This is a genomic window from Spirulina sp. CCY15215, from assembly GCF_016888125.1.
Classification (GTDB): domain Bacteria; phylum Cyanobacteriota; class Cyanobacteriia; order Cyanobacteriales; family Spirulinaceae; genus CCY15215.
Genome location: NZ_JACSWA010000603.1, coordinates 1 through 12,369, shown reverse-complemented (window position 1 = coordinate 12,369; position 12,369 = coordinate 1). Strand labels below are relative to the sequence as shown.

The 12,369-nt window shown below is 44.2% G+C and carries 11 protein-coding genes; 5 read left to right on the top strand and 6 right to left on the bottom strand.

Annotation, left to right across the window (positions count from 1 at the left end; all coding sequences use genetic code 11):
- Positions 1-23: 23 nt before the first annotated feature.
- Genes JUI58_RS23510 through JUI58_RS23500 form a run of 3 tightly spaced genes read right to left on the bottom strand, consistent with a single transcriptional unit; the run spans position 24 to position 3,502 of the window.
- Positions 24-1,100: an NAD-dependent epimerase/dehydratase family protein gene (locus tag JUI58_RS23510; protein WP_204106285.1), complete on the bottom strand. Its 1,077-nt coding sequence runs from the start codon at positions 1,098-1,100 to the stop codon at positions 24-26.
- Between the two features lie 30 nt (positions 1,101-1,130).
- On the bottom strand, positions 1,131-2,354 hold the full coding sequence (locus tag JUI58_RS23505) for a glycosyltransferase (RefSeq protein ID WP_204106284.1): 1,224 nt from the start codon (positions 2,352-2,354) through the stop codon (positions 1,131-1,133).
- Positions 2,351-3,502, bottom strand: coding sequence for a glycosyltransferase family 4 protein (locus tag JUI58_RS23500; RefSeq protein WP_204106283.1), 1,152 nt, complete (start codon positions 3,500-3,502; stop codon positions 2,351-2,353). Before JUI58_RS23500 ends, JUI58_RS23505 begins: the two co-directional genes overlap by 4 nt.
- A gap of 289 nt (positions 3,503-3,791) precedes the next feature.
- Between JUI58_RS23500 and JUI58_RS23495 the strand changes: the two genes are divergently transcribed.
- The 4 genes from JUI58_RS23495 to JUI58_RS23480 all read left to right on the top strand — a co-directional run bounded on the left by JUI58_RS23495 (position 3,792) and on the right by JUI58_RS23480 (position 8,171).
- Entirely contained in the window at positions 3,792-4,811 is a 1,020-nt protein-coding gene (locus tag JUI58_RS23495) for a permease (protein ID WP_204106282.1), read from the top strand.
- A 42-nt stretch (positions 4,812-4,853) separates the two neighbouring features.
- Positions 4,854-5,702 (top strand): TIGR03943 family protein, encoded by an 849-nt coding sequence (locus JUI58_RS23490; protein ID WP_204106281.1) that lies wholly within the window; start codon positions 4,854-4,856, stop codon positions 5,700-5,702.
- Positions 5,703-5,740: 38 nt separating this feature from the next.
- On the top strand, positions 5,741-7,267 hold the full coding sequence (locus tag JUI58_RS23485; protein ID WP_204106280.1) for a hypothetical protein: 1,527 nt from the start codon (positions 5,741-5,743) through the stop codon (positions 7,265-7,267).
- A gap of 76 nt (positions 7,268-7,343) precedes the next feature.
- Complete coding sequence (locus JUI58_RS23480) at positions 7,344-8,171, top strand: FtsQ-type POTRA domain-containing protein (protein WP_239121674.1); 828 nt, start codon at positions 7,344-7,346, stop codon at positions 8,169-8,171.
- Here the strand turns inward: JUI58_RS23480 and JUI58_RS23475 are convergent, their stop codons facing one another.
- The 3 genes from JUI58_RS23475 to ftsH4 all read right to left on the bottom strand — a co-directional run bounded on the left by JUI58_RS23475 (position 8,172) and on the right by ftsH4 (position 10,801).
- On the bottom strand, positions 8,172-8,318 hold the full coding sequence (locus JUI58_RS23475) for a hypothetical protein (protein WP_204106279.1): 147 nt from the start codon (positions 8,316-8,318) through the stop codon (positions 8,172-8,174).
- A 24-nt stretch (positions 8,319-8,342) separates the two neighbouring features.
- On the bottom strand, positions 8,343-8,678 hold the full coding sequence (locus tag JUI58_RS23470; protein WP_204106278.1) for a XisI protein: 336 nt from the start codon (positions 8,676-8,678) through the stop codon (positions 8,343-8,345).
- A 251-nt stretch (positions 8,679-8,929) separates the two neighbouring features.
- Entirely contained in the window at positions 8,930-10,801 is a 1,872-nt protein-coding gene (gene ftsH4, locus JUI58_RS23465; RefSeq protein ID WP_204106277.1) for an ATP-dependent zinc metalloprotease FtsH4, read from the bottom strand.
- A 179-nt stretch (positions 10,802-10,980) separates the two neighbouring features.
- On the opposite strand from ftsH4, the gene gcvT reads away from it, so the two are divergent.
- Complete coding sequence (gcvT, locus tag JUI58_RS23460; protein ID WP_204106276.1) at positions 10,981-12,105, top strand: glycine cleavage system aminomethyltransferase GcvT; 1,125 nt, start codon at positions 10,981-10,983, stop codon at positions 12,103-12,105.
- Positions 12,106-12,369 lie beyond the last annotated feature (264 nt).

The window sequence follows — 12,369 nt, the reverse complement described above, 5'->3', positions numbered from 1 at the left end:
GAGATGTCAATTATGACCGAAATTTAATCTGTATCGTTTGCCCACCTTTCTTTGTTAAACTCATAAATTTCTTGCAGAATTTTAGGAACATTATATTGCATTTTCCAATTCGGATAATGTTCGCAAAAGCGACTATTATCACTAACCCACCAAATATGATCGCCGATACGATTTGTCTCAGAATACTCAGGTTTAAATTCCTTTCCTGTAATTTCTTGACACAACTGCACCGCTTCTAACATAGAACAGTTACTATATCGTCCTCCTCCTGTATTATAAACTTCTGAAATGCGCGGGGCTTTAAAGAATTCATAAAAAGCATTAATCAAATCTGCACTATGAATATTGTCTCGCACCTGTTTTCCTTTATAACCAAAAATTGTATAAGGTTTACCCGTTGCCGCGCATTTCATCAAATACGCTAAAAAGCCGTGTAGTTGCGTCCCAGAGTGATTAGGACCCGTGAGACATCCACCGCGAAAACAAGCAGTTTTCATCTCGAAATAACGCCCGTATTCTTGCACTAAAACATCGGCTGCAACCTTAGATGCACCAAATAAACTATGAGTTGTGCGATCGATAGACATATCCTCCCGAATGCCGTTTACATAAGTATGATTGGAGTCAATTTCCCAGCGTGTTTCTTGTTCTATTAGCGGCAAACGGTTGGGAGTATCGCCATAAACTTTATTGGTAGAAGTGAAAATAAAAGCAGCTTCCGGACAATAGTTGCGCGTCGCTTCTAATAAGTTCAAAGTTCCGTTAGCATTAACGCTAAAATCCGTATGCGGATCGCGGGCTGCCCAATCATGGGAGGGTTGTGCGGCAGTATGAATAACCAGAATTATCTCTTTTCCGTATTGTTTAAAAAGATTTTCAATAGCCTCGCGATCGCGGATATCTATGGCAACGTGAGTATATTTTTCTCCTAAGTCTTTTTCCAAACGTTGGCGATTCCATGTCGTCGAAGCATCATCGCCAAAGAAAACCCGTCGCATATCGTTATCAATGCCGACAATTTCTAATCCTTGAGAAGCGAAAAATCGAGAGGCTTCCGAACCGATTAAACCCGCAGAACCTGTAATAATTGCAATAGACATAATTAATTATTTGTTGTTTATTTTTACTCGTTACTTATTGATAACAGCATCTTGATACACTTGATTGAGAAATTTGCTTTTAACCGACCAGGTAAAAACATCTCGAATATGTTTTTTGCCACCTTGACCGAGGCGATCGCGCAACTCTTTGTCATGGGCTAAGTTAGTCATAGCTTTTGCTAATCCTTCTACAGTGCGATCGGGGTCGATCGCGGGGACTTTGATGCCTGTTTCGGGAGTAACTTGAGTATCAGGACCCCCTAAAGCTAAACAGAGAATAGGACGACCGGATGCCATCCCTTCCAAGCAAGTCCAACCCCCAGAATCGTGTAAACTGGGATGCACCAAAACATGAGATTGACCGAGAAGTTGTAAACTCTGCGATCGCGGTACTCTTCCCCAAAACTTAATTTGCGATGCAATGCCCAATTCTTGTGCCATTGTTTCTAGATTATCTCGTTCGGGTCCATCTCCTAACATCCAGTATTCAGCATCAGGAAGATTCGCGCAAGCAAATGCCCGCACAGATAAATGATAGCCTTTCCAGTGCAAAAAACGCCCCATACTAATAAAACGAATGGGAGATTCTGGAGGAGAAGGAGATTGCCCTAAAGTCTCGATTTCTACTTCTGATAAACCTGCTTCTGAGAAAATTTGTACATTTTTTGCCCCCATTTTACGCACTCGTTTGGCAGTATCTTCTGTAGTAACAGGAGTAAATACACTCCGCTTTGCAGTGAGACGAGTAAAAGGATCGAATTCCCCCATTTTTTGAGCAATATCTCGCGCAGTTTCGTATAGTTTAGCTTTAAAACTAAAGTCTTGCCAAAAAGATTTTGGGGCAGCTTCTCCACCCCCAATAGGTCCCCAAATAAACGGTATGGGAAGCAAACAAACTAAACTTGGCGACCAAAATTTAACATAGGTAACATGGCGAGTTAAATCTAGTTTAACTTGTTGATGGAGCTTACGAGCAGCTAAATAGGCTAGAATTTGCCAGAGATAATAATGCAGTTGTAATCCTCCTTGTCTGCCTTTAAAATTCTCTTTCCAGTCAAAAGGTTCAACATAGATAAAATGGAGATTGGGAATGGGATTTTGTTTTAATTCTGCCTCGATCGCAGCTTGATAAAACACGCGAGTAATAACCCAAACTTCGTGAGATTTGGCCGTTTCTATTGCATTATTCCAGCCTACTCCTTCTTCGGAGCCTTGTCCAGGTTCGCAGGCAAAAGCAGAGAGTAAAATTTTCATTGTTTCAATACCTGGGAAATCACATCAACAAATCCTTGGGCTGCTGTTTCGGGAGTAGTATGGGCGATAATTTCCTGCGATCGCCTTCCCATCGAGTCAATTAAATCTGGGCGATCGAGAAAATATTGCATTTTCTCCGCTAATTCTTCAGGATCGAGAGGATCGAAAATATAACCATTTTCTCCTTCTACAATTAACTCCGCAGCAGCCGCACCTTTTGAGCAAAGAATAGGTTTACCAAATACCATTGCTTCAGGAACAACCATACCCCAAACATCCTCATAAGTGGGAAAAACAAACACATCCGACTGTTGAAAATACGCCCCTAAACGACCGTATTCCACCCAACCTTCCCAGCGTATTCTGTCTTTGATTTTCTCTTCTGCAATGAGTTGTTCTAGTTCTACTTTTTGATCTCCCGTACCCACAATTAAGAGAGTGTAATTATCATATCCCCGCGATCGCAATTTTCCGCAAGCCTTAAGAAGTGTTTTTAGTCCTTTCCTTTGAGTAATTCGCCCTACATAAAGGAAAATAGGCTGCTGTACCCCTTCTAAGTTTGGTCGTTCTGCGGTTGTTAATTGCTTCTGTAAGGCATCTGCATCGGGAACGAGGTAAGTTTTAACAAAAATCTTATTTTTGGGGACTTTTAGCGCTTCTAATAAATATCTTTCTCCCGCGTGACTATTGGCGACAAAAGCATCAGCAAATTGAGCCAACCAACGACGGGCAAAAGTGCGAAATGTAGAATCGCGGAAATCCGTATTGGGGGAACTTCCATCGTAAATGAGAACAATTTTCCAACCGCCAATAGTCTTAAAAAGAACACTTAATAATGTCCATAAAGAGAAGGCTTGAGGAAGAACAACGCGGGGCTTATATTTGAGGAGATAAAAAATAATCTGGGGAGAAACAATAATAAATCCTCGTCCATATCCCGTTTCGACTTTCTGTGTCTCCACAAAATCAGCTTTACCGACAATTTGAATTGCCGATGCACCAGGCATTTTAGCATCGAAATTCGGCCAAACTTGTCCAGTGTAAAAGATAGTGTTCTCAAATGCTTTTGTAAAATGTTGTAAAACAGGCTGCCAGTATGCCCCTAACTCGACGGAAGGAATTAACCAAGCAATGCGATCGTTCGGCATGAAACTTCTCCGAATGTTCTCCATTATTCTACTGGTAGTTCGATCGCCTCGCCTTATAACATGATTAAGAGTTTAGATCGGGGGAAGTTGCAGGGCGATCGCGAATTTTCCGCTTATTTTCCGCTTATTAGTGTAGATTTACTCTCATCGGTACGCATTGGCAATCGATTAAGATTCCATAAATTGCGCCTGCATCTGTAAAATGAAAAACACGCCTAACCAGATCTCCTTAGATTAGATTCGCTCTCACGCGCCGATCGCAGGCAACCTCACACCTAAACCTTTCTCGATGAGTCAACTGTATAACGCCTTTACGCTCTTTCTCAGCTTGCTTGTGGAAGCTATACCCTTTCTCTTACTGGGGGTATTGCTTTCCAGTGCCTTGCTGTTTTTTGTGGACGAACGGCAATTAATCTCTAAAATGCCCCGCAATCCCCTTTTGGGGTCATTTGTTGGCAGTTGTGTCGGATTTTTATTTCCCGTCTGCGAATGCGGTAATGTCCCCGTGGCAAGGCGTTTGCTGACCCAGGGCGCACCCACTTCTGTAGCGATCGGCTTTTTGCTGGCGGCACCTACCATTAACCCGATTGTGATCTGGGCGACATGGGTTGCCTTTCGCGATCAACCGGAAATTGTCGTTTTTCGGATAATTTTCTCGCTTTTCATCGCCACAACCATCGGTTGGATTTTTAGCTTTCAGAAAGACCCCAGACCCCTGATGCAGACGGAATTGGCCAAGCGAGTGATTAATCGTTTAACGGCTTCCTCCAACAGAGATAGCGAAAATACCCCCGCTTTATTGCGATCGGGGACCTTTCTATTAGCTAAATCGGGAACTCCCGTCCTCATGGAAGAGCAAGCCCTGGCCGCAACCTTAACGAAAAATAAACCAAAAACCTTCGATCGCAACAAACTGCGTTTATTTCTCGATACTGTCATCCAGGAAGTCCGAGAATTGGGAGGAATGTTAGTCTTGGGAAGCGCGATCGCCGCCAGCATTCAAGTTTTAGCACCGCGAGAACTGATTTTAAACTGGGGACAAGACCCGATCACCTCGATTCTGGCTATGATGGTTTTAGCTGCCGTGGTTTCGATTTGTTCCACCGTAGATGCCTTTTTTGTGCTGGCTTTTTCCTCCGCTTTTACAACAGGTTCTCTGTTAGCATTTTTGGTTTTCGGACCGATGATCGATATTAAAGCGATCGGGCTGATGCTCTCCATTTTTAAGCCGCGTATTATCATTTATTTGTTTGCGATCGCAGCACAATTAACCTTTGTTTTAACACTTTCTTATAGTTATTTTTTCTGAAAGAGAGAATCGAGAATCGAGAAATTTTAATGGAGACTGGACATGAAAAAATTAGAGCAACTCAAACAATTCATTCTCAGGCTAAAGCAAAAAAATCCCCGTCCCCAAGGGAAAAGCAAAAAAGCCTTTAGTTTCAAAGACTTTTACACCAAAATCTTACCCTGGTTCGATGTCTTTGCCCTACTCAACTGGGGCTTATTGATGGTGAAATATCGCTTCACCGGTCAACTACAATTACTCATTCATCCCAATTATTTTACGTTAGTGTTAATTACGGGAATAGTTCTGATTGCCCTCAGTGGAATTAGAACCTGGCAATTACTCAAACAACTCCGACGCGGGGGATCGAGGGAACCAGAAGTCCGTCATATCACCATTTTCCCCCCTGGAGTCGCTACGGCACTGCTGGCGATCGCGGCGATCGCAGGGTTGATCGTCCCTCCCAAAGTTCTCGCCAGCGATACCGCCCTACAACGGGGAATCACAGAATCCTTGCCCTTTACCCGCACCCAAGTACAATCATTTACCTCCCGCATTAAACCCGAAGATCGCAGCCTTATGGATTGGATTCGCACCCTTAATGCGTATCCCGAACCCGATGCCTATACCGATCTTCCGGCAAATGTAACCGGTTTTGTCGTTCATATAGACAGTCTGCCAGAGGATTATCTCATGATTTCTCGCTTTGTGATTACTTGTTGTGCCGTCGATGCTTATCCCGTCGGACTTCCCGTAAAATTGCCCTCAACTCGAGATCAATTTCCTCCCGATACTTGGTTGAAAATTGAAGGAGTTATGACCACGGAAGAACTAAATGGGGAACGAAGATTAGTAATTAATGCGATCGATGCCAACAAAATCGATACTCCTTCTAATCCCTACGAGTTCTAATTATTTGTTCTCTGCCAACAATAAGCAATCAATAACCGATGAAAAAACAATTTATCGATCTATATGCGATCGATCGCGCTGCTATTATTGCGATACTAACTCTCAGTCTCATCACAATTTTATTGATTTTGGGAGGTTGGTTCTGTTGGGGCGATCGGTGCTTGATCGAAACAGGTCCGAAAGTGCGCGAATTTAGTTGGCAAGATCGCATAGTCAATGCCGAAGATACCGCCTTCGTGTTGAAATTTAATCGTCCCATGTCTCGGGAAAGTGTTGAAAATAATCTCAAAATTACCATTACCGAGCGACCAGAGGCAGAAGATCCCTTACCTGGAAAAATTAGCTGGGCAGGGCGGAGAATGGCTTATACCCTCGATTTTCCCGCCCCTTACGGCAATAATTACCGCGTGGAACTACAACGGGCCACGGAAAAGTTTCAAGGCAGCGATCACCCTGGAAAAACCCTGCAACCCTTTACAGCAGAGTTTAAAACCCCTGACCGTGTTTTTGCCTATATCGGTTTAGAAGGTAAAGAGAGAGGGAGACTGATTCTCTATAATTTCACCCAACAAGAGAAAATTTCCCTCACTCCCCCCCATCTTGTCATTACAGAATTTGAACCTTATCCCGACGGAAAATCCATTCTTTTTGGTGCCGCCGATCGCCAAGTCACCAAAGATGGATTCCTCGAACAACAACTCTATCGCGTTACCACGGGACTCTATGGGGGTGACAAAGAAATTGCCGGACAAATTGATTTAGTGTTGGACAATAAGGAGTATCAAATCCTCAAATTCGACCTCTCTGCGGATGGGAGTATGCTAGTGGTGCAGCGCGTCAAACGAGAAGAGCCTAAAGATGCCGGGTTATGGGTAATTCGCGATGATAATGCGCCCTTGGCTTTAAATAACCCTCCTGGGGGTGTTTTTCTCATCGCCCCAGACAATCAAACCATTGCCAGCGCCCAAGGAGAGGGCATTGCCCTACTTTCTACGCAACCTGATGCGGAACCCCTAGGCTTTTTCGCCCAATTTGGTATGGTTTTAGCTTTTACCCCCGATGGAACATCGGCGGTAATGGTGGATTTTAATCGCAATAATCCTGACTTGCTCTATACGCGATCGCTCTATTTGGTCAATAATCAAGGGCGAGAAGAAAAGATTTTTGATACCAAAGGTTCGATTCTTAACTGTCAATTTGATGCTGTCGGCGATCGCCTTTATTGTTTGCTGACTAACTTAATTGAGGATGTTAACTATGTGGAACAGCCCTATATTGCAACGATCGATCTTGACAGCAAAAAAGTGATTCCGTTGACGACATTACCGCAATACCAAGATACTCATCTTAGCCTTTCCCCGGATACCGTGGGCTTACTTTTCGATCAAACCATTGTCGATCCGCAACTAACTGAAGAAAATATTCTCAGAACCAATTCTGGGGAGACGATCGCCACGGGAACAATTTGGTTATTGATTCCTCCCACTTCTCTTGATGAAATGGATACAGCACCTCAATTGGAGGAATTACCTTTTATTGGTTTTAATCCCAAATGGCTGCCTTAAGTTATGGGACATGGTACAATTACAATTTTACTCTCATTATCAGAAAAGTTAACGACAACATCACAGTCAAATCCCAATGAAAGCGGGAAGTTTTAAGGATATGACAGATATGTCTTCTGTTTCCCCAACGGATTTACAAAATCGCCGAGCGCAACTCAAGCGCCGTCGGCAGATAAGATTTTGGCAGGGGATGTGGCGATCGCTCTCCATCGTGGGTTTAACGGCGATGATAGTCTGGGGTGTGTCTTTACCGGATTGGACGATTGATACGCCGGAAAGGGTCAAAATTAAGGGGAATAAACTTCTCTCTATTACAGCGATTCGTTCCTTGTTACCGTTGTCTTATCCCCAATCGATTCTCGAGATTGAACCGGAAAAACTCAGCCGCGCAATTGAAGCTAAGGCACCGATCGCCAAAGCAACGGTGATTCGCAGGTTATTACCTCCCAGTTTAACTATTGAAGTGACCGAACGCAATCCTGTGGCGATCGCTTTACCTGCTTTTTCTTCGCCGAATTCTAATAATCCTGAAGTTGGTATTGTGGACGCACAAGGATTTTGGATTCCCAAAAATAGTTATGCGGATCTCGAAAATACTCTCGAACTTCCTGAATTAATTGTGATTGGCTTAACGGAACAATTTCAACCTTACTGGCCGGAGATTTATCGTGAGGTGAGTCGTTCAGGGGTGAAGGTTTTTGAAATTGATTTACAATCCCCGAACAATCTTATTTTGAAAACAGAATTGGGTAATGTTCATTTTGGTAGCTATTCTTCGTTTCATTTTCGCCAACAATTGTTGGTTTTAGCTAAGATGCGACAACTTCCCGATCGCATTCACACCAGTCAAATTGATTATATCGATCTCAGCAATCCCGATACACCTTCGGTTCAATTAAAGTAATTATTCAATGGTCTGGCGATCGCTAGACACTAAAACCCGTCTCTCTCTCGCAGCTATTGCTAACACCTCAAGATCGTTATTAGCGAACTGAAAAAAGCGATCGAACAAGCAGAAGGCATTCAACAGACTATAGGACGTTAGTTCCATGACTATCCAAAATTATTGAAGTTGTTAAGCAACACCAAAATCGGTATATTGACGTACATTATGAGGATGAAATCCCAAAATTATATCCTCTGGAGGAACGCCCAGTTCAACCAATTCCTCTGCAATAGAAACATTTGTCCCGTCGTGTTGAATCCATATTTTTCCAGCGATAATATCAATATGAATAACAGAACCATGTACGCGCCGTTGTTTGTCCCAACCGACGTGCATGAGTTCGTAGCGATCGCGTTCTAAATCGATAATAACTCCAGGTTCTATTTCTCCGTGAGAGGGCTTATATTGAGCATATTTGAGAATAATATTACGAGTCAGTTCGCGATAGTGTTCTAAGGTATCCATTGAATCATGCTCCTTTTTTCTTCATCAAAGATAATAAGTTTAATTTGCCAGTTTCTCAAGATAAGTTGACCGAATTTTGACGACTTCGCAAAAATACTCAATCCCGAGCAAAATATCTTTTCTATTTTAATTGAATGCTGGCTTCAAGTAAATCTTCTTCATGAGGTTAATCTTTAGGGGTTAACCCAAAAAATATCGCCAAAAAAATCGTTCCCGCTTTCTGTACGGGAACGATAAAGGATGAGAAAATATTAAACAGCTACAGGTTCAACGGCATTTGCGCGATCCAAGAACTCCTGCAATTTCTTCCCTTCAATTACCTCTTCAGCGAGGATTTCTTGGGCGATCGCTTCTAATAATTCCCGATTGTTTTCCAGAATGGCGATCGCCTGGTGATGACCTTTTTCGACAATTTCCTTCACTTCCGCATCGATCGCCTTGGCGGTAGAATCGCTCACATTACGGCGAGGGTTCATCATTCCTCCTTCTCCCAGGAAGCTGTTTTGCGGCCCTTTCTCGTAGGCGAGGGGTCCCAGGACTTTACTCATGCCATAGGTTGTTACCATGCGTTCTGCGAGGTCTGTGGCGCGTTGTAGGTCATTGGCTGCACCTGTTGTAATGCTACCAAAAACAACCTCTTCTGCTGCTCGCCCTCCTAAAAGTGTGGCAATTTGATCTCGCAATTCTGCTTCGGACATTAAAAAACGGTCTTCTGTGGGCATTTGTAAGGTATAACCTAAAGCAGCCATGCCTCGAGGCACAATGGATATTTTGGCAACTTTACCTCCTCCAGGCATCAAAGCACCGACTAAAGCGTGACCCACTTCGTGATAAGCCACGATTTTCTTTTCCTTCTCGTTGAGGACGCGGCTTTTCTTCTCTAACCCGGCGACAACCCGTTCGATCGCCTCGTTAAAGTCCGCTTGGGTTACTTTTGTGCGTTGATTTCGTGCGGCCAATAATGCAGCTTCGTTAACTAAGTTGGCTAAGTCAGCCCCCGCAAAACCAGGAGTTCGAGTCGCGATCGCCCTCAAATCAACCTCAGTATCAATTTTCACCTTACCCGCGTAGATTTCCAAAATCTTCAAGCGTCCAGGGAGATCGGGGCGATCTACGAGGACTTGGCGATCGAAGCGTCCAGGGCGTAACAGGGCAGAATCAAGGGTTTCGGGGCGGTTGGTGGCGGCGAGGACGATGACTGTGGCACCTCCTGCGGCAAAACCATCCATCTCGGTTAATAATTGATTGAGGGTTTGTTCTCGTTCGTCATTTCCCCCCATAAAGCCGCCACTGGCGCGGGATTTGCCGATCGCATCCAATTCATCGATGAAAATAATACAGGGTGCTTTCTTTTTGGCCTGTTCAAATAAGTCTCGCACTCGGGCGGCACCGGCACCAACAAAAAGTTCTACGAATTCCGATCCAGAGATGCTGAAAAAGGAAACACCTGCTTCTCCTGCAACGGCTTTGGCCATTAAAGTTTTACCGGTCCCTGGGGGTCCGACGAGTAATACTCCTTTGGGAATACGCGCCCCGATCTGGGTGTAGCGATCGGGATTTTTGAGGAATTCGACAATTTCCTCGAGTTCTGTTTTCGCTTCTTCAACTCCGGCAACATCCTCAAATGTTACTTTGGTATCATTATCCTCAACATAAACTTTGGCCTTGCTTTTACTCAAGGAAAGCGCCCCTTGTGGACCCCCTCCACCCCGTCTCATAAAAAACTGGAAAATACCCACAAAAATTAACGGGGGAATGACCCAACTCAGGAGGGTTCCAAACCAATTATTGCCCTTGGGGGGTGCTGCGGCAAATTCAACCCCATTATTTTCTAAACGTTGGGGAAGTTGTAGATCGAAAACTGGCGTAGTTTCTAAAATTTGTCCCGGTTTTTCGCCTTCTCCTTTCAGTTGATAGCGAATTTGGTCTTGACCGACATAAGCGCGGGTAACGGTTCCAGCGCCAATTTGATCGATAAACATACTGTAGGGAACGCGGGGAATGCTAGGAGCAAAAATCTGGGGAAATAAGATATTGATTAACAGCAGTCCGACCCCGGTAATTAAAAGAATATTACCGATGAGGCGACCCCATGAGGGGTTGGGATTGTTTTTTATAGCCATTGTTTGTTTAAATTACGCACATTTACGGAGGAATGTTAATTTTTGTTAACTTCGTCCTGTTTTTATTTTGTCCTGGCGATCGCCTCTTTGTCTGGTACGGTTAACCGATGAGTAGATGTGCTTGCGACGGATCTCGGTAGGATAGAGATAGTTTATTTACGAGAGAAATATCAATACTTGTGGCTACTAGAAAGACTTCAAACTGTGCGAGAACTCCTCTTTTTCAGGAAATTTCCGACCTGGGGGCGCGTTTTACGGATTTTGCGGGCTGGGAAATGCCGGTACAATTTGCGGGACTCAAGCTGGAACATGAAGCTGTAAGAGAGGCGGTGGGGATGTTCGATATTTCCCACATGGGCAAGTTTACCCTCAAGGGTGCAAAGTTATTGTCCCATCTTCAACCCCTCTTTCCTTCTGATTTGGAATCCTTGCAACCAGGACAGGCTCAATATACTGTACTGCTAAATGCCCGAGGGGGAATCATTGATGATGTCATTATCTATTACCAAGGGGAAGATGCGACGGGAATACAATCTGGGGTGGCGATCGTCAATGCTGCGACGCGATCGCGCGATAAGGCCTGGTTGTTAGAACATTTGCAAGGATCGGGGATTATTTTGCAAGATATCTCTCCGGATAAGGTCTTGCTGGCAGTACAGGGACCTGAAGCTGTAGCGGTGTTAAAGCCTTTAATTACAGGGGATATCGAGGCACTGAAGGCGTTTGAACATTTGCACGCATCGATCGCGGGAGAGTCGGTATTTATTGCCCGTACTGGCTACACCGGAGAAGATGGTTTTGAGATTATGCTGGATCCCGAAACAGGACGACAGTTATGGCGATCGCTTCTCGCTGTTGGAGTAACTCCTTGCGGTTTGGGGGCGCGGGATACTTTACGATTAGAGGCAGCAATGGCACTCTATGGGCAAGATATCACTGAGGAAACAACTCCTTTAGAAGCGGGTTTGGGTTGGTTGGTACATTTGGATAAAAAGGGCGCATTTATCGGGAGGGAAGCCTTAGAACAACAAAAACAAGGGGGACTCGATCGCAAGTTAGTGGGTTTGGCAATGCAGGGACGTTACATTGCCCGTCACGGCTATCCTATTATTGCTGAAGGGGAAAAGGTGGGAGAAGTCACCAGTGGCACTCTTTCGCCAACTTTGGGGAAGGCGATCGCTTTGGCTTATGTTCCCAAACAGCTTGCTAAAAAAGGCACGCTTCTCGAAGTGGAAATTCGCGGCAAAACCCACCCTGCAACGGTGGTGAAGAAGCCTTTTTATCGTTCTTCCCATCGTTCCTAAATTAACTTTTTTCATGTTTTTTGCGGCGATCGCTCAACAGTTCGTAAAGTTTGTTTGCAATTTCGCAACAGATTTCTAAGTAGTAGTAAGTTGGGAATTGAGGCAGTTAATGCTTCATCAAAAAAAGAACAGTTGGAATGATAGCAACAGAGCAAAATACTCTGTAGTAAGTTTTTGGTTGTCTGCTGTCGGGCAGTCAGTGGACGTTAAACAGATGCTTGTGGAGGGGAATCTGGACGGGGTTTCAAGACAGAGATGACTTGA